The sequence below is a fragment of the Streptomyces sp. NPDC045022 genome, from assembly GCF_056432605.1.
On sequence record NZ_JBWKIR010000020.1, the window covers coordinates 102506 to 126328 of the forward strand.

The 23823-nt window shown below is 71.1% G+C and carries 21 protein-coding genes; 14 read left to right on the forward strand and 7 right to left on the reverse strand.

Annotated features, from left to right (window positions below; translation table 11 throughout):
• Positions 1–146: 146 nt before the first annotated feature.
• On the reverse strand, positions 147–965 hold the full coding sequence (locus AC07C1_RS29465) for a L,D-transpeptidase family protein (RefSeq protein ID WP_478943849.1): 819 nt from the start codon (positions 963–965) through the stop codon (positions 147–149).
• A gap of 81 nt (positions 966–1046) precedes the next feature.
• Here AC07C1_RS29465 and AC07C1_RS29470 point away from each other — a divergent pair, with 81 nt between their 5' ends.
• Positions 1047–2627, forward strand: coding sequence for an acyl-CoA mutase large subunit family protein (locus AC07C1_RS29470; RefSeq protein WP_478943851.1), 1581 nt, complete (start codon positions 1047–1049; stop codon positions 2625–2627).
• 48 nt (positions 2628–2675) lie between these two features.
• Positions 2676–3326: a leucine efflux protein LeuE gene (gene leuE, locus AC07C1_RS29475; protein ID WP_478943853.1), complete on the forward strand. Its 651-nt coding sequence runs from the start codon at positions 2676–2678 to the stop codon at positions 3324–3326.
• 115 nt (positions 3327–3441) lie between these two features.
• On the opposite strand, the gene AC07C1_RS29480 is transcribed toward leuE, so the two are convergent.
• Positions 3442–4824 carry an FAD-dependent monooxygenase gene (locus AC07C1_RS29480; protein ID WP_478943855.1) on the reverse strand — a complete coding sequence of 461 codons (1383 nt, stop codon included), beginning with the start codon at positions 4822–4824 and terminating at the stop codon, positions 3442–3444.
• A 71-nt stretch (positions 4825–4895) separates the two neighbouring features.
• Between AC07C1_RS29480 and AC07C1_RS29485 the strand changes: the two genes are divergently transcribed.
• Complete coding sequence (locus AC07C1_RS29485; RefSeq protein WP_478943857.1) at positions 4896–5546, forward strand: TetR/AcrR family transcriptional regulator C-terminal domain-containing protein; 651 nt, start codon at positions 4896–4898, stop codon at positions 5544–5546.
• Between the two features lie 8 nt (positions 5547–5554).
• Here the strand turns inward: AC07C1_RS29485 and AC07C1_RS29490 are convergent, their stop codons facing one another.
• From AC07C1_RS29490 to AC07C1_RS29505, 4 genes are all read right to left on the reverse strand, one after another.
• Positions 5555–6505, reverse strand: coding sequence for a class I SAM-dependent methyltransferase (locus tag AC07C1_RS29490; RefSeq protein WP_478943859.1), 951 nt, complete (start codon positions 6503–6505; stop codon positions 5555–5557).
• A gap of 151 nt (positions 6506–6656) precedes the next feature.
• Positions 6657–7832, reverse strand: coding sequence for an acyltransferase family protein (locus AC07C1_RS29495; RefSeq protein WP_478943861.1), 1176 nt, complete (start codon positions 7830–7832; stop codon positions 6657–6659).
• Positions 7833–8105: 273 nt separating this feature from the next.
• On the reverse strand, positions 8106–9440 hold the full coding sequence (locus tag AC07C1_RS29500; RefSeq protein ID WP_478943863.1) for a polysialyltransferase family glycosyltransferase: 1335 nt from the start codon (positions 9438–9440) through the stop codon (positions 8106–8108).
• Positions 9437–10414, reverse strand: coding sequence for a glycosyltransferase family 2 protein (locus tag AC07C1_RS29505; RefSeq protein WP_478943932.1), 978 nt, complete (start codon positions 10412–10414; stop codon positions 9437–9439). The genes AC07C1_RS29500 and AC07C1_RS29505 overlap by 4 nt, the downstream gene beginning before the upstream one ends.
• A gap of 198 nt (positions 10415–10612) precedes the next feature.
• On the opposite strand from AC07C1_RS29505, the gene AC07C1_RS29510 reads away from it, so the two are divergent.
• From AC07C1_RS29510 to AC07C1_RS29530, 5 genes are all read left to right on the forward strand, one after another.
• On the forward strand, positions 10613–11950 hold the full coding sequence (locus AC07C1_RS29510) for a DUF6716 putative glycosyltransferase (protein ID WP_478943865.1): 1338 nt from the start codon (positions 10613–10615) through the stop codon (positions 11948–11950).
• Positions 11951–12009: 59 nt separating this feature from the next.
• Complete coding sequence (locus AC07C1_RS29515; protein WP_478943867.1) at positions 12010–13308, forward strand: cytidylyltransferase domain-containing protein; 1299 nt, start codon at positions 12010–12012, stop codon at positions 13306–13308.
• A gap of 12 nt (positions 13309–13320) precedes the next feature.
• Positions 13321–14259 carry an N-acetylneuraminate synthase family protein gene (locus AC07C1_RS29520; RefSeq protein WP_478943869.1) on the forward strand — a complete coding sequence of 313 codons (939 nt, stop codon included), beginning with the start codon at positions 13321–13323 and terminating at the stop codon, positions 14257–14259.
• A gap of 50 nt (positions 14260–14309) precedes the next feature.
• Positions 14310–15458, forward strand: coding sequence for a hypothetical protein (locus AC07C1_RS29525; protein ID WP_478943871.1), 1149 nt, complete (start codon positions 14310–14312; stop codon positions 15456–15458).
• 75 nt (positions 15459–15533) lie between these two features.
• Positions 15534–15743, forward strand: coding sequence for a hypothetical protein (locus tag AC07C1_RS29530; RefSeq protein ID WP_478943873.1), 210 nt, complete (start codon positions 15534–15536; stop codon positions 15741–15743).
• On the opposite strand, the gene AC07C1_RS29535 is transcribed toward AC07C1_RS29530, so the two are convergent.
• Positions 15740–16411 (reverse strand): class I SAM-dependent methyltransferase, encoded by a 672-nt coding sequence (locus AC07C1_RS29535; RefSeq protein ID WP_478943875.1) that lies wholly within the window; start codon positions 16409–16411, stop codon positions 15740–15742. The two genes, AC07C1_RS29530 and AC07C1_RS29535, sit on opposite strands and share 4 nt — an antisense overlap.
• A 234-nt stretch (positions 16412–16645) precedes the next feature.
• Between AC07C1_RS29535 and AC07C1_RS29540 the strand changes: the two genes are divergently transcribed.
• The 6 genes from AC07C1_RS29540 to AC07C1_RS29565 all read left to right on the forward strand — a co-directional run bounded on the left by AC07C1_RS29540 (position 16646) and on the right by AC07C1_RS29565 (position 23794).
• Positions 16646–17881 (forward strand): amidohydrolase, encoded by a 1236-nt coding sequence (locus tag AC07C1_RS29540; RefSeq protein ID WP_478943877.1) that lies wholly within the window; start codon positions 16646–16648, stop codon positions 17879–17881.
• A 314-nt stretch (positions 17882–18195) separates the two neighbouring features.
• The gene (locus AC07C1_RS29545) at positions 18196–19254 is read left to right on the forward strand and encodes a BMP family lipoprotein (RefSeq protein WP_478943879.1); all 1059 of its coding nucleotides are present in this window, start codon (positions 18196–18198) and stop codon (positions 19252–19254) included.
• Positions 19255–19453: 199 nt separating this feature from the next.
• The gene (locus AC07C1_RS29550; RefSeq protein WP_478943934.1) at positions 19454–20980 is read left to right on the forward strand and encodes an ABC transporter ATP-binding protein; all 1527 of its coding nucleotides are present in this window, start codon (positions 19454–19456) and stop codon (positions 20978–20980) included.
• Entirely contained in the window at positions 20977–22104 is a 1128-nt protein-coding gene (locus AC07C1_RS29555; RefSeq protein WP_478943881.1) for an ABC transporter permease, read from the forward strand. Before AC07C1_RS29550 ends, AC07C1_RS29555 begins: the two co-directional genes overlap by 4 nt.
• Positions 22104–23390 (forward strand): ABC transporter permease, encoded by a 1287-nt coding sequence (locus tag AC07C1_RS29560; protein ID WP_478943883.1) that lies wholly within the window; start codon positions 22104–22106, stop codon positions 23388–23390. Before AC07C1_RS29555 ends, AC07C1_RS29560 begins: the two co-directional genes overlap by 1 nt.
• The gene (locus AC07C1_RS29565; protein ID WP_478943885.1) at positions 23387–23794 is read left to right on the forward strand and encodes a cytidine deaminase; all 408 of its coding nucleotides are present in this window, start codon (positions 23387–23389) and stop codon (positions 23792–23794) included. Before AC07C1_RS29560 ends, AC07C1_RS29565 begins: the two co-directional genes overlap by 4 nt.
• Positions 23795–23823 lie beyond the last annotated feature (29 nt).

A 23823-nucleotide genomic window follows, 5' to 3' on the forward strand; every position in this document is an offset into this window, starting at 1 on the left:
ACCGTGCGCCCCGCGGGTCCCCCGGCGCCCCCCGCGCGGGGGGGCCCCCCCCGCCCCCCGGCCCGGGCCCGGGGGGGGGGGCGCCCCCCGCCCCCCCCCCCCCCCCCCCCGCCCCGCAACGTACCCCTCGCGCCGGCGGACGGCGCTCACCAGTGGACGACGACCTTGTCGCCGATCCGCACCTGTGCGAAGAGCCGGGCGATCGCCATTTCGTCCCGGACGTTCACGCACCCGTGCGAGCCCCCCGCGTAACCGCGCGCCGCGAAGTCGTACGAGTAGTGCACCGCCTGGCCGCCGCTGAAGAACATCGCGTACGGCATCGGCGAGTGATAGAGGGTCGACACATGGTGCCGTGACTTCCAGTAGATGCGGAACACACCTTCGCGGGTCGGTGTGTACTGGGTGCCGAAGCGCACGGCCACGGTCGACACGGTCCGCCCGTCCACCATCCAGCGCAGCGTCCGGGTGGTCTTGCTGATGCACAGCACCCGCCCGGTCAGACAGCGCGGATCGGGCGCGGCGGCCGGCTGACCGCCCATCAGATACAGCTCCCACTTCCCCGGTGGACGCGTCATCGCCAGCAGCCGCTGCCAGGTCACGGCGTCCGTCTCGCCGGTCCCCGGCAGTCCGCGCTTGCCCTGGAAGCCCTTGACGGCCCGCTCGGTCAGATCGTCGTACGATCCCGTCGGCCCGTCGAACAGCCAGTCCACCTGGCGCAACCGCGCCTGGAGTTCCCGCACGCCCGGCCCGCTGTCGCCGCGCGACCACAGGACACGCGGCGCCGGCGGGACGGGCGGGCTCGGGGCCGTCCGGGTGGGTCCGGGATCCCGGCTCGACGGCAGTCGGACGTGCACCGGCAGGCCGCGCTTGCCGTCGGCGTCCGTGGGCTGCACGGTGCAGCCGCAGAGGGCCGCGAGGGCGGCGGCCGAGGCGAGTACGGCGGCGAGTCCGCCCGTGATCCTCATGCGGGGGATGTTCCCCCGCGTGAGAGCCGCCGAACTACGGGGCATGGTGGAGAGGTAGGAGGACGTACTGCGGAGGCATCCATGACGCGTGAGTCGGAGTCGGGCCTGCCGATCGAGCCGGTCTACGGGCCGGCCGACCTGACCGGCTGGGACCCGGCCGGACAGCTGGGTGACCCGGGCGCGTACCCGTTCACCCGCGGGGTGTACCCGACCATGTACACCGGCCGCCCCTGGACCATGCGCCAGTACGCCGGATTCGGCACGGCCGCCGAGTCCAACGCCCGCTACCGGCAGCTGATCGCGCACGGCACCACCGGTCTGTCCGTCGCCTTCGACCTGCCCACCCAGATGGGCCACGACTCCGACGCGCCGCTCGGCCACGGCGAGGTCGGCAAGGTGGGCGTGGCGATCGACTCCATCGAGGACATGCGGGTGCTGTTCGACGGCATCCCGCTGGACCAGGTCTCGACCTCCATGACCATCAACGCCCCGGCGGCGCTGCTGCTGCTCCTGTACCAGCTGGTGGCGGAGGAGCAGGGGGTGCCGGCCGGCCGTCTGACGGGCACGATCCAGAACGACGTCCTGAAGGAGTACATCGCCCGGGGCACGTACATCTTCCCGCCCAAGCCCTCCCTGCGGCTGACCGCCGACATCTTCAAGTACTGCACGGCCGAGATCCCCCGCTGGAACACGATCTCGATCTCCGGGTACCACATGGCCGAGGCGGGCGCCTCCCCCGTGCAGGAGATCGCGTTCACGCTGGCCGACGGCATCGAGTACGTCCGTACGGCGGTGGCCGCCGGCATGGACGTCGACGACTTCGCCCCACGCCTGTCCTTCTTCTTCGTGGCCCGTACGACGCTGCTGGAAGAGGTCGCCAAGTTCCGCGCGGCGCGCCGGATCTGGGCGCGGGTGATGAGGGAGGAGTTCGGGGCGCGCGACCCCAAGTCGCTGATGCTGCGCTTCCACACCCAGACGGCGGGGGTGCAACTGACCGCCCAGCAGCCGGAGGTGAACCTGGTCCGGGTGGCGGTGCAGGCGCTGGCGGCGGTGCTCGGCGGCACGCAGTCGCTGCACACCAACTCCTTCGACGAGGCGATCGCCCTGCCGACGGACAAGAGCGCGCGGCTGGCGCTGCGCACACAGCAGGTGCTGGCGTACGAGACGGACGTCACCGCGACGGTCGACCCCTTCGCGGGGTCCTTCGCGGTGGAGCGGATGACGGACGAGGTGGCGGAGGCGGCCGTCGACCTGATGCGAAGGGTCGAGGACCTGGGCGGCGCGGTGGCGGCGATCGAGCAGGGCTTCCAGAAGGCCGAGATCGAGCGGAACGCGTACCGCATCGCGCAGGAGACCGACTCCGGTGAGCGGGTGGTCGTGGGCGTCAACCGCTTCCGGCTGGACGCGGAGGAGCCCTACCAGCCGCTGCGCGTCGACCCGGCCATCGAGGCCCGGCAGGCAGAGCGTCTGGCCCGGCTGCGGGCCGAACGGGACCAGGGCGCGGTGGACCTGGCCCTGACCGCGCTGAAGAAGGCGGCCGAAGGGGAGGACAACGTCCTGTACCCGATGAAGGAGGCGCTGCGGGCGCGGGCCACGGTGGGCGAGGTCTGCGGGGCGTTGCGGGACGTGTGGGGGAGCCATGTGCCGAGCGACGCGTTCTGAGCACCTGCGCCGGAGGTGATGTCGTACCCCCGTGCGACACTCCTTGCCATGTTCGGCGTCATCGATCTCCCCACCTACCTCGCGGGCCTCGTGCTGATCGTCCTGCTGCCCGGCCCCAACTCGCTGTACGTGCTGTCCGTGGCCGCCCGCCGGGGCGTCCGGGCCGGATACACCGGCGCCGCCGGGGTGTGGTGCGGGGACACCGTGCTGATGACGCTCTCCGCCGCCGGCGTCGCCTCCCTGCTCCAGGCGAACGCCGTGCTGTTCGGGATCGTGAAGTACGCCGGTGCCGGATATCTGACCTGGCTGGCGATCGGCATGCTGCGGGCCGCGTGGGGGATGTGGCGGACCCGGCGGGAGCCGTCCGTCGCGGACGCCGTGCCCAGCGCGGTCACCGAGGAGCGGCCGTTCCGCCGTGCCCTCGTCGTCAGCCTCTTCAACCCCAAGGCGATCCTGTTCTTCGTCGCCTTCTTCGTGCAGTTCGTGGACCCGGGGTACGCCTACCCGGCCCTCTCCTTCGTCGTCCTCGGCGCCTTCGCGCAGCTGGCCAGCTTCCTCTACCTCAGCGCGCTGATATTCGGCGGCACCCGCCTCGCCGCCGCCTTCCGGCGCCGCAAGCGGCTGTCGGCGACGGCCACCTCGGCGGCCGGCGCGCTGTTCCTCGGGTTCGCGGTGAAGCTCTCGCTGGCCGGCGCGTGACGCTTCGCCGGGGCATGGCCGACCGGGTGAGGTCCGCTCGCGGGCGCGGGCGCGTTGTGGCCGGGCGCCTGCGGAGCCGCTGACCGACACGGCCCCGCGCCCCTCGGGGCCCGCCTCACGGGGCTTCCAGGGCTCCCGTTCGTGCCGCGTATCGCGCCAGCCCCTCGGCCGTCTCGCCCGCCCAGCCCACGTAACCGTCCGGGCGGACCAGGAAGACACCCGCGCCGTACGACTCCGGGGCGGCCGGTAGCGCCCGTACCCCGGGAACGGCGGTCGTCGCCCCCAGCAGTGTCCAGTGCGGCCCCCGGAACGCGTCGAAGAGCCGCACGCCGGCCACCGTGCCGTCGGGTGCCCGGTCACCCGCGCGCACCCCGGCCGGGGCGGTACGCGTCTCGCAGCTCAGTGACGACTCCGGATACCCCAGCCCGAGCTGCACCGTCGCCCTGCCCCGCCGTATCTCCCCGCGGTGCACCCCCGTCGACAGGTCGAGCATGGCCGCGGCATTCGCGCGCCGCTCCTCCTCGTAGGTGTCCAGCAGAGCGTCGGGCGCTCCGCCCCGCAGCACCGCGCCCAGCTTCCAGCCCAGGTTGTAGGCGTCCTGCACGCTGGTGTTCAGCCCTTGCCCGCCCGCCGGTGAGTGCACGTGGGCCGCGTCCCCGGCCAGGAGCAACCGGCCGACCCGGAAGCGGTCCGCCAGAGCGGCCCGCGGCCGGAAGTCCGAGGCCCAGCGCAGTTCGGTCACGTCCTCCGCGTCGAGGTGCGTGTACGCGGCGACCAGCTTGCGGACGCCGTCGAGGGACGGGTCGGGTTCGGTGCCCTCCGGCAGGCGTGCGGTCAGCTGGAAGTCGGCCGTGCCGGCCAGCGGGCACAGGCCGACGATGCCGCCGTCGCTTCCCGGGAAGGCATGCCAGTGCTCCCGGTCGAGCCCCGTCACCCGGACGTCCGCCACCAGGAACGGGCTCGGGTCGACCGTCTCGCCGGTCATCCCCACGCCCACCGCGCGCCGCACCGCCGACCGGCCGCCGTCGGCCGCGACGACGTACCGCGCGCGGGCGGCCGTACCGTCGCCGAACCGCACGGTCACGCCCATGCCGTCCTGCTCCAGGCCCGTCACCTCGCGCCCGAAGGCGACCTGTCCGCCCAGCTCCGTCAGCCGCGCGTACAGGATCTCCTGCGTCCGCCACTGGGCGACCATCAACGGCTCCGTGTACGGCGTGCCCTCGTCGGCCTCCACCTCCTCGAACATCGGCTGCTCACCGACCCGCTCGCCGTCCTGCCACATCATCCGGGGCGGGTAGGGGCCGCCCGCCGCGCGGATCGCCTCGAGGACGCCGAGGTCGTCGAAGACCTCCTGGGTACGCGGCTGGATCCCCTTGCCGCGCGAGCCGGGAAACAGCTCTTCGGCCCGCTCCACCACCAGTGCGTCCACCCCGCGCCGGGCCAGGTCGACACCGAGGGTGAGACCCGTCGGACCCGCGCCCACGATCAGAACATCCATCACATTCCCCCTTAACGTCGTTAAGTGCCGTCGCTGACGAGCGTGCCCTTAACGCTGTTAAGCTGTCAAGCGTGAGTACGGAACGCCGGGCGCCCCTGGACCGCAAGCGGGTCGCGGAGACCGCGCTGCGGCTGCTGAACGAGGTCGGCCTGGACGGGCTGACCCTGCGCGCCATCGCGAAGGAACTGGACGTCAAGGCGCCCGCCCTGTACTGGCACTTCAAGGACAAACAGGCACTGCTGGACGAGATGGCGACGGAGCTGTACCGGCGGATGGTCGCCGGCACCGCGCTCGATCCCGCCGACACCTGGCAGGAGCGGCTGCTCAAGGCCAACCGCGGGCTGCGGGCCACGCTGCTCGGCTACCGCGACGGCGCCAGGGTCTTCAGCGGCTCCCGCTTCACGGGCACGGACCACGCCGGCGTGACGGAGGAGTACCTGCGGGTCCTCACCGCCGCCGGTCTCAGCCTGACCCAGGCGGTCAACGCGGCGCGGACCGCGAACATGTTCACCCTCGGATTCGTCACCGAGGAACAAGGCGTCGTACCACTGCCCGGCGAGCGCCGGGAGGGGTACGACATCGGGGAACGCGCCCGGCGCATGGCCGACTTCCCGCTCACGGCCGAGGCCGGGAAGGTGCTCTTCGACGACTACGACCAGCAGTTCGAGGAAGGGCTGGCGCTGGTGATCACCGGCATCGAGGCGCGGTACGGGGCCCGCTGAGCGAGGGGTCAGCCCCTGGCGGCGCGCGCGTTGCGTATCGCCCGCGTCACGAGCGGCGGCAGCAGGTCGACGGCGACCCGGCGCACCCGCCTGCCGGACCGGGACCGGGGCGGGGCAGGTGGTGCGGATGCCGGCACAGGCACAGGCACAGGCACAGGCACAGGCTCCGCGGCGCCGGGGGTCGTGGCGGCGATCTCCTCCGCATGGCGGGAGGGCGGGAACGCCGGTGCCGGCATCCCCCTGGACTTCAGGCGGACGATCCGGTGCCCGGCGGCCTCCTGGACGCTCACGTGACAGTCGGACCGCTCGCGCGCCATGGCCAGCAGCTCCTCCTGGACCGGCTCCGGATCGCCCCAGGTGCCGTAGAGCTTCTGGGTGCTCAGGCAGATGGGACGCAGGCCGCGGTTGAGCACGGCCTCCCAGGTGGCTATGGACACGCCGGGCGTGTGCTCGGAGCGGAAGTCGTCGAGCACGACGACACCGTCGGGCAGCAGCAGATCGTGCGCCGCCCCTATGTCGTCGCGCACATGCTCGTACAGATGCGAGCCGTCGATGTGCGCGAACCGGCAGGAGTGGGACGCGACCTCGGCGGGCACCAGGGAGCTGGGCCCCTGGAGCACGCGGGGGAGTCCGTCGTGGAAGGCGAGGTAGTTCTCCTCGAAGACGCGCCGGGTCAGGGCACTGTAGGACTTGGTCGACTCGGCCCGGTTGGCGTCGTCCGGCGCGTCGCCCTCGAAGAGGTCGCACACGGTGTACGTCTCACCCGGGCGCAGGTGCCGGCCGGTGAAGATCGCGCTCTTGCCCATGTAGACCCCGACCTCCAGGAGGTCGCCGTGGACTCCGGCGGCCTCCTGCCGGTTCAGGATCCAGTCGAAGAGCAGCTGGTCGAGCACCGGGAACCAGCCGGGGACGTCGTCGAGTCGACGGGGCGGTCGCGTCGTTTCCTGGGTGGTGGCCATGCGGCGGAGGTACTCCCTCGGTAGGGCAGTCTGTGAGACGCCTGCGGAAAGCCTGGGGCGCGGGCGGCAGGGCACTACGGTGCCTGCCCCGGCGGCCGGTCCGAAACCCACGGCGAGGTGAACGGCTGCCCAACTTCCGTCCCGCGCGGGGTCAGCCGGTTCCCGTTCCGTCTGTCCGCACCGTGACGTGCGGGAGGATTCCCGGTGTACGGGACCTCTTCAACGCCCTTTTCAGCCGCGGACCGAAGGGTTTCTCCACGAACCGGTGGATCAGCCACGCCAGCAGCAGCATGGCCGACACGGTCACCAGGAGCGTCGGCCACGGCGGCAGGCCGAGACCCCGGTGCAGCACCCGGATGACGAACCAGCCCAGATGCTCGTGGACGAGGTAGAACGGGTACGTCAGCGCCCCCGCCGTGACCAGCCAGGACCAGCCGGCCCGCCGCGGCCGGCCCACCGCCACGGCCGCGACCGCGGCGAAGGCGAGGGTGACGACGGCCAGGATGACCCACGGTTCCCGGTGGAAGTCGCCCCGGGCGCCCGCGTGCCACAACCCGCGCGTGGCGTCGCTCTGCCCGAGCAGCCAGGACACGGCGACGATGCCCCACAGCAGCAGGTCGCCGCCGAAGCGGTGGATCAGGTAGAGCGCGAGACCGCCGATGAAGAACGGGGCGTAGTCCGGCATGACCAGCTGGTCCGCCAGTTCGCCGCCGGATGTGCGGCACACCACCGCGGCCAGTGTCCACACGCAGCAGAAGAGCACGACCCGGCGGTAGGTGACGCCGCGCAGGACGACGAACAGCCCGAACAGGACGTAGAAGCGCACCTCGGCCCAGAGCGTCCAGCACACGCCGAGGACGCGGGTGGCGCCCATCGGCTGTTGCAGCATCGTCAGGTTGACCAGGAACTCGTCCGGCCGGACCGGGGGCACGACCACGGGGAGGGCGACGGCCGCCGCGGTGACCAGCACCAGGGCGACCCAGTAGGCGGGGTAGAGACGGGTGACCCGGGAGCGGAAGAAGTCGCCGAGGGTGCGGCCCCAGCCGCTCATGCAGATGACGAAACCGCTGATGACGAAGAAGAACTGCACGCCCAGACAACCGTAGGCGGCCGCCCGGGACAGGGTCGGGAAGACATGCGCCGGGGTCTGGTGCCAGCACGCGGAGACCGGGCCGCCGCGGCCGGCGTAGTGGTAGAGGCAGACCATCAGGGCGGCCACGAGCCGCAGGCCGTCCAGGGCGAGCAGGCGACCGTGGCGGCCGCCGGAAGCCGTCCGGGGTGCCGGGGGAGCGGGGGCGGCGGTGAGGGAGGGAGAGGAAACAGCCATGGTGCCCGGCGCCTACCCGAAGAATCCGGGATCACCTCGGGACTTGGTTGACGGCCCAACTATTCGTCCGTACGTGCGCGTTCGTTAACCCGCCGGTCGTTCTACCTTCCTGGTTTCCGCCGTACCGAACCGGCGGAGCAACTGCGCAAGTCCGGCAGAAACTGCCGTGGAAGGTCACACAGGAGAACGCGGCCCGGATCCGGACGGTTCTCGGCCGGTGAAAACGGCGGGGCGGGCCCGTCACGGGCCCGCCCCGACAGCAGGGGAGGGGGCTCAGCGGCGTACGGCCCGGCGCAGATTGCGCGCCTTGCGGGCCACCCGGCGCACCGTGGCGTTGCGCGGGATGAACGACAGCTGGGCCGGGACCCCGCCGGGCAGCGCCAGCGAGGTCAGACGCTTGCGCTTGAAGTAGCGCAGCGTCCGCTCGCCGAGGTGCTCCGCGAGGTAGGCCTCGGTCTGTGCGCGCAGTCTCGGCAGGATCTTCGGCTGCATCGCGAAGCCGACCGCGCTCACCAGGGCCCCCAGCGCCTCCACGGTCATGCCCGGGCGCTGCTCGGTGACGGCGGCACGGTCGCCCAGCTCGGGCAGCAGCGCGTCGACGATGGTGACCGGGACACGGTTGCTGTTCTCGAACGGCGTCAGCCGCTCCAGCAGCAGGTCGGTGCCGGTCCGGGCGACCGGGAGGCCGTACAGCGCGGAGGCGGTGAGCAGGGCGGTGGAGAAGCAGCCGACGACCAGCGCGGGACGCATCCGCTGGTACAGCACCTCGGCGAGGACCGGTGTGTCGAGCACGGTCAGTGCCACCCCGAGCCGCTCCGCCTCCTTCTCCAGCGAGCGGGTGAAGCGGGCCGGGGCGGACGGGTGCGGCTTGAACACCACTTCGCTGTGCCCGAGTCCGGCCGCGCCCTCGAGCATCCGCACATGCAGCTCCTCCTCCTGCTCGGCGGAGAGGATGCCGAGCGCGGACAGGTACTGGCCGAGCAGCAGCGCGGGCTCCTCGATCGCGGGCAGCCCATCGCCGCACGGGGCGAGTTCGGCGAGCACCTTGGTGACGGCGGCCGTCGGCACGACCTCGCCGGGCACCCCGAACTCGGTGAGCAGCAGCGGCGTGAGACCCGGCACCAGGTCCAGGTGGAGCACCCGGTCCACACGGGTGCCGACCAGCGGGTCGATCTTGTTGCGGGTGGGGCCGTAACTCATCAGACCGTCGGCGTAGACGGTGACCGGGGCACCGGTGAAGATCTGCGCGAGGCTGAGCGACGGATTGACCTGGATGGACTCGACGGCCAACTCCACGTCGTCGTCCGCCAGTCGCCACTCGTGGCGCAGATACCGCTCCCAGAGCGGCAGGTCGTCACCGCGGGGCGCCCAGCCGCCCGGGTGGAACGGGGAGATCGCCGCGTTGTACGACACCACGTCGTCGAACCGGTCGCGCAGCCGCTCGAAACCGGGCATCTCGTCCAGGCCGGGCGTGGTCTCGGGGGTGGCGGCGTTGTTGCAGACCAGCAGGATCCGCCGGTCGGCCGGGCGGAAGCAGCCGGAGTCCAGGGCGGCGGCGAGCGTGGCCGTGCCGTACAGCGTCGACGCCTGGAAGATCTGGGTGGTCACGCGGCGGCCCCCGCGGGAGTGGGACGGCGGCGCAGCCGGCGCAGCCTGGTGGCGCGCTGGAGGTCCATGGAGTCCAGCGCCTCGTCCAGCACGTCCTGCGGCATGCGCCGCAGGGCAGCGGCACTCAGGGATTTCAGCTTCTTCGCCACCGCGGGCTCGAACCTTTCGATGGATCCCAGATGATGGGAAATGATCGCGCAATAGGTGCGCACGGCCTTCGGCAGCAGTGCACCGGCCTCCGGGTCCCGGGCGGTTTCCGCGATGACCTGATCGAACGCGCGAATGAAATCGAGCTGCCGTACATCACCGATCTGGGTGAGTGACGAGGCGACCCCGCGCCGGTAGAACACACCGAGCAGACTCACCGCGGCGAAGGATTTCGCCTCCCGGTGCAGCTTCCAGATCCACGGCCGGTCCTCGGCCGTGCGCAGCCCGTCGGTGAAGTGCAACAGCCCCTTGTCCACCAGCCGGCGGTGGTAGACGCCCGCCCAGGCGAAGGCGTAGTCCACGGAGGTGGACCGGTCGGCGGGCAGGATCGCCTCACGCGGGTTCAGCACCACGTTCCGCCGGCCGACGGGCACCCGGTGCACACTGCGCGACCGCGCGGTGCACTGCACATGGTCGGTGCGGAGGAAGTCGCAGCCCAGGTCCTCGATGGCCGCGACCAGCCGCGGGAAGTAGCCGGGGGCGAGCCAGTCGTCGCCGTCCAGAAAGGTCAGGTACTCGCCGCGCGCCCGGTCGATACCGGTGTTGCGCGCGGTCGCCAGCCCTCCGTTCTGCTCGTGCCGGACCAGGACCGCGCCCGGCAGCTCGCGCTCCGCGCGCGCGAGGATCTCTGGTGTCCCGTCGCGGGAACAGTCGTCGACGAGAATGAATTCGAAGTCCTCACGCGCGTTCGCTCGCAGGCTCCTGAGCGTGTCGGGCGCGTATTGCTGCACGTTGAAGAACGGCACGATGACGGAGAGCTTGACCACGTCAGGGACGTTAGGGGGAAGCCCGGCATTCGTCTTGACGGCCTGCTTGATGCCGGGTGAACGACACATGGCGAAGCTGTGAACCAGGTCTTTTTCCCGTGCGATCACGGCCCGCTTCGCCATTCGGCGATGTGCTGTTAACCGTTTGTTGCATTCAGGTTGGGCGGAACCTCGGAATGGCTTCCTAGCGTCTTCGGCGTGCCAGCAAGTGCAACGAAGTCCCTGAGGGTCGCCGTCCTGGCGGACTCCGACACCCGGTGGAAGTGGGGCGCGCTCACCGCGCGGCGGCTCACTCCCGCGGCTGCCGAGGTCCGGCTCGACGGCTACCTCCTGCGGGGGCGCGCCACCCCGACAGCCCGCCAGCTCCAGGAAGTCGGCGTCCAGGCGGACTCCCTCCGCGAGGTCACCGGCGCCGAGTTCCTGCGTGCGATGACCGAAGGCACCGAGAACCACTACGACGTCCTCGTCCTCGCCCTGGTCGGCGGCGGTGTGCAGGCGATGCTGCACGGGCTGCGCGCCGCCTGGGGCTCCGGCCGGCGTCCCGTCGTCGTCACCGGCTATGTCGGGGTCGTCTACGAGAAGCTCACCGACGGGCTGCTGCTGCGGCACGGTGCGGACCTCGTCCTCGCCAACTCCCGCCACGACGCGGACCGCTTCCGGGCCGTGTACGAGGGTGTGGGCGCCGACGCCTCCTCGGTCACCGAGGTGGCGCTGCCCTTCCTCGAGGGGGCGCCGTACACCGGCGAACACGAGCCGTACACGGTGGTGTTCGCCGCTCAGCCGTCCGTGCCGGACAACCGCAGGGACCGTACGTACCTCCTCGACCGGCTGATCCGGCACGCCCGCGGGCACCCCCGGCGCGAGGTGCTGCTGAAGCTGCGCTCCAGGCCGGGCGAACACACCACGCACATCGAGGAGCTGCCCTACCAGAAGCTGGTCCAGGGCAAGGACCTCCCGGACAACTTCCGGCTCGTGTACGGGCACATGGGCGAGGTGCTCGACCGTACCGACCTGCTGGTCACGGTCAGCTCCACGGCCGCGCTGGAGGCCCTGCACCGGCGTGTCCCCACGGTCGTCCTGACCGACCTGGGCGTGCGCGAGGTGCTCGGCAACCACCACTTCACCGGCTCCGGATGCCTGGCCTCCTGGGACCAGCTCGACGCCGGCCACCGGCCGGTACCGAACGAGGAGTGGGTGGCGCGGCAGGGCGTCGCGGCTGGGGGGACCCCCTCCGGGGGAGGCTCCTACGCCACCGCGTTCGACACCGCCCGCGAGCGCATCGCCAAGCTGCTGGACCGCCCCGGCGGCCTGCCGCCCCTGAACCCCTACTACACCCCCGAGACCGCGCCCGGCTACCTGCCCGGCATCCTCGCCCGCCACCACCTCGGCCCCGACGGCGCCCCGCTGCCCGGCGCGCCCACCGCCGACAAGGCGCCCGGCCCCGTCCGCCAGATCGTGCGCCGGGCAGCGCGAGGCGCCTACCGGCACGGCGTGCAACGGGTGGCCCCCGTGATCCGGCGGATGGGAGAGCTGTGAGCGACCCGATCCCGCGCCAGGTGTCCCCAGAGCATCGAGCGCCACAAGGAGCAGAGTCCATGTCCCATCCCGATGCGGGTACCGCCGCCACCGTGCGCCGCGTGCTCGCGGTGATCCCGGCACGCGGCGGCTCCAAGGGCGTCCCCGCCAAGAACCTGGCCCCCGTCGGCGGAGTGCCGCTGGTGGCCCGCGCGGTGCGCGAGTGCCGTGCCGCCCGGCTGGTGACCGACGTGGTCGTCTCCACCGACGACCAGGCCATCGCGGCCGCCGCCCGCCAGGCCGGCGCCGAGGTGGTCCTGCGCCCCGCCGCCATCGCCGGTGACACCGCCACCTCCGAGGCCGCCGTCCTGCACGCCATGGACGCCCATGAGGCTCTGCACGGCTCGGCCGTCGACGCCGTCCTGCTCGTGCAGTGCACCAGCCCCTTTTTGGTCCGCGAGGACGTGGACGGGGTCGCGGCGGCCGTCGTCGAGAACGGCGCCGACAGCGCGGTGACCGTCGCCCCCTTCCACGGCTTCATCTGGCGGGACGCGGCCGACGACCCGGTGGCCGCCGAAGCCTCCCGTACGGAGGAGGCCGCCGGCGGCACGCGGATCGCCAACTCCACCGCCGCACTGGGCGGTTACGGCATGAATCATGACAAATCGTTCCGCCCGCGCCGCCAGGACCGCCCGCAGGACCTGCTGGAGACCGGCGCCGCCTACGCGATGGACGCGGCCGGCTTCCGCGAGCACCGGCACCGCTTCTTCGGCCACACCGAGCTGGTCCGCACCGACCCGGCCCGGGTGCTGGAGATCGACGACCCGCACGACCTGGCCCGCGCCCGGGCCCTCGCCCCGCTGTTCGACGCGGACCGGCCCGGCGCCCTGCCCACCTACGACGACATCGACGCCGTAGTCCTCGACTTCGACGGCACCCAGACCGACGACCGGGTGCTGATCGACTCCGACGGACGGGAGTTCGTCTCCGTGCACCGCGGGGACGGACTCGGCATCGCGGCGCTGCGCAAGAGCGGCCTGAAGATGCTGATCCTGTCCACGGAACAGAACCCGGTGGTCGCCGCCCGCGCCCGGAAGCTCAAGCTCCCGGTGCTGCACGGCATCGACCGCAAGGACCTCGCCCTCAAGCAGTGGTGCGAGGAGCAGGGCATCGCGCCGGAGCGCGTGCTCTACGTCGGCAACGACGTCAACGACCTCCCGTGCTTCGCCCTCGTCGGCTGGCCCGTGGCGGTCGCAAGCGCCCATGACGTCGTACGCGGCGCCGCACGCGCGGTCACCACCGTCCCCGGCGGTGACGGCGCGATCCGAGAGATCGCCAGCTGGATCCTCGGCCCCTCTCTCGATTCCCTCCCCAAGTAAGGACATCCCCCGATGAGCACCAACTCCCGTCTGCGTACGTTCGGTTCGCGCGAGGTCGGCCCCGGCCGTCCCGTCTACATCTGCGGCGAGATCGGCATCAACCACAACGGTGAGCTGGAGAACGCCTTCAAGCTGATCGACGTGGCCGCCGAGGCCGGCTGTGACGCCGTGAAGTTCCAGAAGCGCACCCCGGAGATCTGCACCCCGCGCGACCAGTGGGACATCGAGCGCGACACCCCCTGGGGCCGGATGACCTACATCGACTACCGCCACCGGGTGGAGTTCGGCGAGGACGAGTACCGCCGGATCGACGAGTACTGCAAGGAGAAGGGGATCGCCTGGTTCGCCTCCCCGTGGGACACCGAGGCCGTCGCCTTCCTGGAGAAGTTCGACGTCCCCGCCCACAAGGTCGCCTCCGCGTCCCTCACCGACGACGAGCTGCTGCGCGCCCTGCGCGCCACCGGCCGCGCGGTCATCCTCTCCACCGGCATGTCCACCCCGAAGCAGATCCGCCACGCGGTCGAGGTCCTCGGCTCGGACAACATCCTCATGTGCCACGCCACCTCCACCTACCCGGCCAAGGCCGAGGAACTGAACCTCCGCGTGATCAACACGCTGGAGAAGGAGTACCCGAACGTCCCGATCGGCTACTCCGGCCACGAGACGGGCCTGCAGACCACGCTGGCGGCGGTCGCGCTGGGCGCGGTGTTCGTCGAGCGCCACATCACCCTCGACCGCGCCATGTGGGGCTCCGACCAGGCCGCCTCGGTGGAGCCGCAGGGCCTCACCCGCCTCGTCCGCGACATCCGCACCATCGAGGCCTCCCTCGGTGACGGCGTCAAGAAGGTCTACGACTCCGAGCTGGGCCCGATGAAGAAGCTGCGCCGCGTCAGTGGCGTCGTCGCCGAGGCGGAGATCGCCGCGGCCGCGGGCGAACCGGTCGCGGTCTGAGCACCCCCATCGCCTGACGGATTGCCCTACGACGGGACGGTCGTACGCCGATGAGCCCCCGCGCCGGTCACACCGGCCAACCTCCCCGCACGCTCGCCTTCGTGGAGAGCCCGGTCCAGCTGCTGAACGTACTGGAGTGGGCGCATCTGCGCGGCCTGCGCGCAGCGGAGCCGGGCACCCTGCCGTCCGTGCCCGCGCAGGTACGGCGGACGGTGGCCGGTGAGACCCCGGCGGCCGGCCCGCAGCTCACGGTCGTCGTCCTGTCCCCGACCGACCCCATGACCCGGGGCCAGCTGCGCCGCATGGCCGACCTGGCCCGGGACGAGGGGTACCGGGTGCGCTGGGAGGAGGCGCGGGGCGGTACGACCGCGCCCTTCCACACGATCGGCGGCCTGGCGGGCTCCCTGCGCCGGGCCGACCGCATCGTCATGGGAGACCCGTTCTCCCGCTATGTGCAACTGCTGCTGACGATCACCCGGGCTCACGATCTGGTCGTGGTCGACGACGGCACGGCGACGATGGAGTTCGTCGCCCAGCTGGCCCGGGGAGAGCGCTTGGTCCGCTGGCACCGCAAGGGCGGCCGCCCCGGCCCGCGTGACCTGCTGTTCGCGCCGGTGTCCTCCGCCGCCCGCCGCCGGCTGACGCCCAGTGCGCGCCGCCGGGTCGAGGTCTTCTCCTCCATGCCGGTGACGGAGATCCCGCAGGGCGTCACCGTCACGGCCAACGACTTCTCCTGGACCCGGGCCCGCTTCGGGCCGCCGCGCATCACCAAGGGTGCGGACATGGTCGGCACGTCCCTGGTGGAGACCGGGGTCGTGGACGGTGACCGCTACGTGGAGGCCGTCCGCGGCCTGGCCGGCGCCCATGGAGCCACCCGCTACTTCGCCCACCGCCGCGAGAGCGCGGAGAAACTGCACCGGCTGGCCGCCGAGACCGGGCTGGAGATAGTCCGCCCGGACCTCCCCCTGGAACTGATCGCCCGCCGGGGCCCCATCGGCCGTACGGTCCTCAGCTTCCCGTCGACGGTCGTCCACACCCTGCCGCTCGCGCTGGCCGGCACCGGAGTCCGCGTGGCGGTCTGCGACATCGACCCGTCATGGCTGACCGAGAACGCGTCCCCCCGGGCACAGGGCTTCCTGTCGGGCGTGACGGGCACGGCCCGCGACGTACACCGCCTATCGGCGATGGGGTTGGCGTAGGGCGTGGGCGGCGGCCGCACGTCGGTGCCACCCTCGTCCCACTCACCGGCATGAGTACGGATACTCAGTCGCTGTGTGGCACTGCCGAAGCACGGCTGGAAGATCGTCGAATCCGGGCGGGACACCAGCAAGAACAAGAACCTGAGCCTCACGGCTGACAACGACGCGAAGAAGGCCGGTGTGCACATCATCCAGATGGCCAAGGACAATCCTCCGATGCTGAGCGTGGACGTCGTCTCCGGCTGCTACCAGGTCCCGGACGGCCAGAAGGTCGAGTACTTCTAGCGCCCCTGCCCGGCTTCACCCCTCCGGGCCAGTACGAACGCCCGGGGGCGTTTCTCCTCGCCGGTCGGCTCTCGCCGTACCGTCGCCACCAGGGTCAGGGCTGCCTCGGCGAGGGCGGCCGTTACCTGTTCGGGTGTACGCCAGTAGTAGTCGAGGTCCATCTCGTGGCCGAAGCGTTCCGTGAGGTGGAGCCCGCCCGGCTCGGTGCCGGTCTGGAAGGCGAGGAGGACCAGGCCGCCGGGGGTCAGGGTGCGGTGGAATTCCGCGAAGGCCTTCGGCAGGTGGGCGTCGGGTACGTGGATCGTGGAGTACAGGGCGAGGATGCCGCCCAGGGTGCTGTCCGGCAGGTCCAGGGACGTCATCGATCCGACATGGAAGCGCAGGTGCGGGTGGGCCTGGCGGGCCAGGGCCACCATGGCAGGGGAGAGGTCCACACCGAAGGCCGGGACGCCCCTCTCGTGGAGCAGTGCGGTGACGTGTCCGGGGCCGCTGCCCAGGTCCGCCACGGGGGCGGTGCCGTTCGCCGTGACCAGCTCGGCGAAGGCGGTGATAAGGCCGTTGTCCAGCGGGTGGGAGAGGCCGGTGGGGTGGGCGGCCGTGTAGTCCTTGGCCATCGCGTCGTAGGAGGTCCGGGTGGTCCGCAGGAAGTCCGCCGTCGAGTCGCTCACGGCTGCGGACCCTACCGGGACGCGATCCACTCTGAGGTCCGGTTCGTGGACATGACGAGCGTGACTCAGGCGAGGCGTGGTATCCGTGGAAGGAGGAAACAGAGGTTTTACCCATCAGAGTCCGCCGCCATGCGTCCGCCGGGCAGATTTTCTTCCCCTAACGGGCTGAACTTTTTTTGATCGAGGGGTAGTTGATCAGTCGGGCGGCCTACCCTTCAGAGGGTGAAGCAATTGATGTCCCTAGAGTCCGAGGCCGGCCTCCCGGGGGATGTGCTCCCCGGGAGGCTGAGCGAGTCCCTGCACGATGAACTCGTCGCCTTCCGTCGTGACTTGCACATGCACCCCGAGCTGGGCAATCAGGAGTTCCGTACGACCGCTGCGATCAAGGAGCGGCTGGAGCAGGCAGGGCTCCGGCCCCGTGTCCTCAGCACCGGAACCGGACTCGTCTGTGACATCGGACTGGCCGGCGCCGAGCGGTCGGCCGGACCGGTGCTCGCGCTGCGTGCGGACATCGACGCCCTGCCCATCCCGGACACCAAGACCGACTGCCCCTACCGGTCGACCGTGCCGGACCGGGCCCACGCGTGCGGTCACGATGTGCACACGACCGTGGTGCTCGGCACCGGGCTCGTCCTCGCCGACCTGCACGCCAAGGGTCTGCTGCCCCGCCCGGTGCGGCTGATCTTCCAGCCCGCCGAGGAGGTGCTGCCCGGCGGCGCCCTGGACGCCATCCAGGACGGGGCGCTAACCGGAGTGAGCCGGATCCTCGCCGTGCACTGCGACCCCAGGGTGGACGCCGGGAAGGTCGGGCTGCGGCACGGGCCGATCACGAGTGCGTGCGACCGGCTGGAGATCTCCCTCGACGGGCCGGGTGGGCATACCGCTCGGCCTCATCTGACCACGGACCTGGTCACCGCCGCCGCCCGCGTCGCCGTCGACGTGCCCGCGCTGATCGCCCGCCGCGTCGACACCCGGGCCGGCCTCGCCCTCACCTGGGGCCGGATCGAGTCGGGCCACGCCCCGAACGTGGTCCCGCAGCACGCGGAGCTGTCCGGCACCGTGCGCTGCCTGGACCTGGAGGCCTGGCGGGAGGCCCCCGACATCGTGCACGCGGCGATCGACGAGGTCGCGACCCTGCACCGGGCCAAGTCGGAGATCAATTACGTCCGGGGCGTACCCCCCGTCGTCAACGACCGGGAGTCCACCGAGCTGCTGCGCAGGGCGATGGCCGCCCGGCGTGGCCGGGACGCCATCGAGAGCACGGAGCAGAGCCTCGGCGGCGAGGACTTCTCCTGGTACCTGGAGCGCGTGCCCGGCGCGATGGCCCGTCTCGGGGTACGCCGGCCCGGTGAGCGCACGGTGCGCGACCTGCACCAGGGCGACTTCGACGCGGACGAGTACGCGATCACGGTCGGGGTGGAGATGTTCACCGCCGCCGCCTTCCTGGAGACCGACCCGGCCCAGGGCTGACGGAGCCGGGCGGGCGTCCCCGGTCCGCGGGGGCGCCTCCGGTGCCCCCCTTAGGCGCACTCCCCTGTCCGGCGCAACACGCTCGTAAGCCATTCGCACACGGTGCGCAACAGGGGTGTGAGAGGGCTGAGAGCCCGAGTTCAGATGCTGTTTGCCTCGAATCGATAACGGCTTCGCGAGAGGGTTTTTTGCGACATCTACGCGCGTTACGATGCCGCGAAGCCGACGCCGACGGGGCGTCCCGGCTGGAGCACTGGCATGGTGCTCACATCAAGCGCCGACATGGCGCTCAGGTCAGGTGAAGGAGCCTTCCCGTGCGCCGGGTAGCCAAGCTTTCCGCTGCGTGTATCGCGACCGCAGCTCTCGCCGTGACTGCCACTGCATGTGGCAGCACCTCCTCCGACAACGAGTCCAGCCCGTCCTCCTCCACGGGCGCCGGCAAGGGCGTCAAGATCGGCCTCGCCTTTGACGTCGGCGGCCGTGGTGACCGTTCCTTCAACGACTCCGCCGCGCGCGGTGCCGACAAGGCCAAGAAGGAGTTCGGTGGCGAGATCAAGGAGCTGACCGCCAAGACCTCGGACACCGAGGCCGACCGCGAGCAGCGCCTGTCGGACCTGGCCCAGGCCGGTTACAGCCCGGTCATCGGCGTCGGTTTCTCCTACGCCACCGCCATGTCCAAGGTCGCGGCCAAGTTCCCGAAGACCAGCTTCGGCATCATCGACTCCGTGGTGGACGCCAAGAACGTCGACAGCATCACCTTCACCGAGGAGCAGGGCTCCTACCTGGCCGGTGTCGCCGCGGCGCTGAAGACCAAGAAGGACCACGTCGGCTTCATCGGCGGTGTCGACACCCCGCTGATCAAGAAGTTCGAGGCGGGCTACGTCCAGGGCGTCAAGGACACCAACGCCAAGGCCAAGGTCGACGTCCAGTACCTGAGCCACGGCACCGACCTGTCCGGCTTCTCCAGCCCCGACAAGGGCAAGGAAGCCGCGCAGGGCATGCTGGACAACGGCGCCGACGTCGTCTACACGGCGGCCGGCTCCTCCGGCAACGGCGCGATCGAGGCCGTGAGCGGCGCCAAGGGCGCCTGGGCCATCGGCGTGGACTCCGACCAGTACAACGTCCCGGGTCTGGCCAAGTACAAGAAGGCGATCCTGACCTCGATGGTCAAGAACGTCGACGTCGGTGTCTACGACTTCGTCAAGTCCGTGCAGGACGGCAAGCCGCTGACCGGCACCACCACCTACTCGCTCGCCAAGGACGGCGTCTCGCTGGCCACCAGCGGTGGCTTCATCGACGACGTCCAGTCCAAGCTGGACGCGGCGAAGAAGAAGATCGTCGACGGCTCGATCAAGGTCAAGACCACCCCGTGACCTGACGGGTCCCGCCGGACCCAGGCTCGGCGCGGGGGCGCCTTCCGGAGCCCCCCGCCGAGCCATAACAATGTGTCAACTCTACGCGTGTAGCGCGGAGTTGCCGCGCTAGCGTCGCCGACGCCTGCCCCCTCCCCGCAGCCCCTTTCCCCGAGGAGAGTGCGCCATCAACGCGTCCAGCCCTCCCGCTGCCGTCGAACTGCGCGGCATCACCAAGCGCTTCCCCGGCGTCGTCGCCAACCGCGACATCGACATCACGGTCCGCACCGGCACCGTCCACGCCCTGTGCGGCGAGAACGGCGCCGGCAAGTCCACCCTGATGAAGATCCTCTACGGCATGCAGCAGCCGGACGAGGGCACCATCACGGTCAACGGCGAACGGGTCGTCCTGCACAACCCCGGCGACGCCATCGCCCGCGGCATCGGCATGGTGCACCAGCACTTCATGCTCGCCGACAACCTCACCGTGCTCGAGAACGTCGTCCTCGGCGCGGAGAAGCTGCACGGTATCGGGGGCAAGGCACGCACCAGGATCAAGGAGATCTCCGACGCGTACGGTCTGAACGTCCGCCCCGACGTCCTCGTCGAGGAGCTGGGCGTCGCCGACCGTCAGCGCGTGGAGATCCTCAAGGTCCTCTACCGGGGCGCCAAGACCCTCATCCTGGACGAGCCCACCGCCGTCCTCGTGCCGCAGGAGGTCGACGCCCTCTTCGCCAACCTGCGCGAGCTCAAGGCCGAGGGCCTCACCGTCATCTTCATCTCCCACAAGCTGGGCGAGGTGCTCTCCGTCGCCGACGAGATCACCGTCATCCGGCGCGGCACCACCGTAGGCACCGTCGAGCCGCGGGGCACCACCCCCAAGCAGCTCGCCGAGCTGATGGTCGGCAGCGAACTCCCGACGCCGGAGACCGAGGAGTCCACCGTCACGGACGTCCCGATGCTCAAGCTGGACGGTCTGCACCTGACGCAGACCGACCTCGACGGCGTCGAGCGGATCATCCTCGACGAGATCTCCTTCACCATCCACAAGGGCGAGGTCCTGGGCATCGCCGGTGTGGAGGGCAACGGCCAGTCCGAGCTGGTCGAGGCGATCATGGGCATGCGCCACCCCGACGCCGGCGTCATCACGCTCGACGACGTCGACATCTCCCACGCGCCGACCCGCAACCGCCGCGAGGCGGGCATCGGCTACATCCCCGAGGACCGCCACCGCCACGGCCTGCTCCTGGAAGCACCGCTGTGGGAGAACCGCATCCTCGGCCATGTCTCCGAGCGGCCCAACTCGCGCGGCGGCCTGATCGACATCAAGGCGGCCCGCGCCGACACCGAGCGGATCGTGCAGGCGTACGACGTCCGCACCCCCGGCATCGACGTGACCGCGGCCTCGCTGTCCGGCGGCAACCAGCAGAAGCTGATCGTCGGCCGCGAGATGAGCCACGACCCGAAGCTGCTCATCGCCGCCCACCCCACCCGCGGTGTGGACGTCGGCGCGCAGGCCGCGATCTGGGACTACATCCGCGAGGCCCGCCGCGAGGGCCTGGCCGTGCTGCTGATCTCCGCGGACCTGGACGAGCTGATCGGGCTCTCCGACACCCTGCGGGTGATGTACCGCGGCCGCCTGGTCGCCGACGCCGACCCCGCCACGATCACCCCCGAAGAGCTGGGCTCCGCCATGACGGGTGCGGCCACCGGCCACCTGGAGCACACAGAGGACGACGAGCGATGAAGAAGCTGACCTCACGGATCGACAAGGAGCGGCTGCTCCTCGGGATCGCGGCGCCGCTGCTGGCGATCGTCGCCGCGCTCGTCGTCACCGCCCTGGTGATCCTCGCGACCGGCAAGAACCCCGGCGCCGCCTTCAGCGACATGACGACCTACGGCTTCGCCAGCGACAGCCAGGTCTACATCCTGAACAAGGCCACGACGTACTACCTGGCCGGTGTCGCGGTGGCCATCGGCTTCCGCATGAACCTGTTCAACATCGGTGTCGACGGCCAGTACCGGCTCGCCGCGTTCATCGCGGCCGTCCTCGGCGGCGCGCTGACCGTGCCCGGCTGGATCGCCATCCCGCTGATCATCCTCTGCGCCATGGCCACCGGCGCCCTGTGGGCCTCCATCGCCGGCATCCTCAAGGTGACCCGCGGGGTCAGCGAGGTCATCTCGACGATCATGCTGAACTCGATCGCCACCGCGATCATCGCCTACCTGCTGCAGCCGGGGAAGCTGGCCCAGCTCGACGCGGCGGGCACCACCGTCTCCACCAAGCCGCTGCCGTCGTCCTCGTACTTCTTCAGCTTCGACACCGGCCCGGCCGGTGTGCTGTGGGGCTTCATCGTCATCGCGGTGCTCGTCGGCATCGCGTACTGGTTCGTGCTCGGCCGCACCCGGTTCGGCTTCGACCTGCGCACCGTCGGCCAGTCCGAGAGCGCGGCCAGCGCGAGCGGTGTCTCGGTGAAGAAGATGATCGCCACCAGCATGATCATCTCGGGTGCGGTGGCCGGTCTCATCGGCATGCCGACCCTGCTCAACGACAGCCACGCGTTCAGCAACGACTTCCCGGCGGGCATCGGCTTCACCGGCATCGCCATCGCGCTGCTCGGCCGCAACAACCCGATCGGGATCGCGCTCGGCGCCCTGCTGTGGGGCTTCCTGGAGCGCACCACCAACCACCTGGAGTTCCAGGGCTACGACAAGGAGATCCTCGGCGTCATCCAGGGCGTCATCGTCCTGTGCGTCGTCATCGCCTACGAGGTCGTACGCCGTTACGGCATGAAGCGCCAGCAGCAGCGGGTCGGCGCCGAGCTCGCCGCCCAGGCCGCCGCTCCGACGAAGAAGCAGGAGGTGGCGTGATGACTGCCACGATGACCGACGCGCCGCCGCCGGCGGCACCCAAGGCGGCGGGCGCGCCCCAGCGCTCCGGCCGCTCCCTCGGACTGACCCTCATGATCGTCGCGGGTGCGCTGCTGCTCCTCGCCGCGGTCCGCGTGATCACCGGCGCCGACCAGCTCGACTCCGCCGGACAGGTCGCCGCCGCCCTCGGCCTCGCCGTGCCGATCGGCCTCGCCGGTCTCGCGGGTCTGTGGTCGGAGCGGGCCGGCGTGGTCAACATCGGCCTCGAGGGCATGATGATCCTCGGCACGTTCGGAGCCGGCTGGATCGGCTGGCAGTCCAGCCCCTGGCTCGGCCTGCTGTGCGGCGTCGGCTTCGGTGTCCTCGGCGGCCTGGTGCACGCCGTCGCCACCATCACCTTCGGCGTCGACCACATCGTCTCCGGTGTCGCGGTCAACCTGCTCGCGCTCGGTATCACCCAGTACCTCGCCAAGCTCTTCTTCGCCGACGGCAAGGCGGCGGAGGCGGGCGGCAACCCCAAGCAGTCCCCGCCCGCGGACTCGCTGCCCCACGTCACCCTTCCCGGCCTCTCGGACGGCCTCGCGTCGATCGAGAAGCACCACTGGTTCCTGATCTCCGACCTGGCCGGCATCATCGGCGGTCTGATCACCAACCTGTCCGTGGTGACGATCCTGGCCGTGCTGCTGTTCATCGGCAGCTGGTGGCTGCTGTGGCGCACCCCGTTCGGTCTGCGGCTGCGCTCCTGCGGCGAGAACCCGGTCGCCGCGGAGTCGCTGGGCGTCAACGTCTACCGCTACAAGTACGCGGCCGTGGCCGTCTCCGGCGGCCTCGCCGGACTCGGCGGCGCCTTCCTCGCGCTGGTCACCTCCCACACCTATCTGGAGGCCCAGACCGGAGGCCGCGGCTACATCGGCCTCGCGGCCATGATCTTCGGCAACTGGCGCCCCGGCGGTCTGGCGATGGGCGCGGGCCTGTTCGGCTACTCCGACGCGCTCCAGCTGCGCAACGGCGGCACCACCGTGCACGCGCTGCTGCTCCTGCTGGTCGTGCTGCTGGTGATCCTCGCCGGCTGGAAGCTGTACCGCACCAGCCTGTGGCAGGGCGCGATCAGCCTGTTCGTGGCCGCGCTCGTCCTGGTCTGGTACCTGCTCACCGACGAGGTCCCGAGCGACTTCGTGGGCGCCACCCCGTACGTCGTCACGCTGCTCGTGCTCTCGCTGTCCGCGCAGCGCCTGCGGATGCCGAAGGCGGACGGCATGCGGTACCGGAAGGGCCAGGGCAAGTGACGCCGGCCCCGGCCGACGGGTTCGACTGGGAGGCGCTGCGCGCCGAGGCGCGGGAGGCCATGGCCCACGCCTACGCCCCCTACTCGGGGTACCCGGTCGGCGTGGCGGCCCTGGTCGACGACGGGCGCACGGTCACCGGCTGCAACGTCGAGAACGCCTCCTACGGGCTCGGCCTGTGCGCCGAGTGCGGGCTGGTCTCGCAACTGCAGCGCACCGGCGGGGGCCGCCTGACGCACTTCACCTGCGTCGACGGCACCGGCGCCCTGCTCGTGCCGTGCGGCCGCTGCCGCCAGCTGCTGTACGAGTTCGGCGGCCCCGGCCTGCTGCTGGACACCCCCGAGGGCGTCCTCCCGCTCTCCGAGATGCTGCCCCAGGCCTTCGGCCCGGACCATCTCACCAAGTAACTCCCGTACGGCCCCCCTGACCCGCTCAG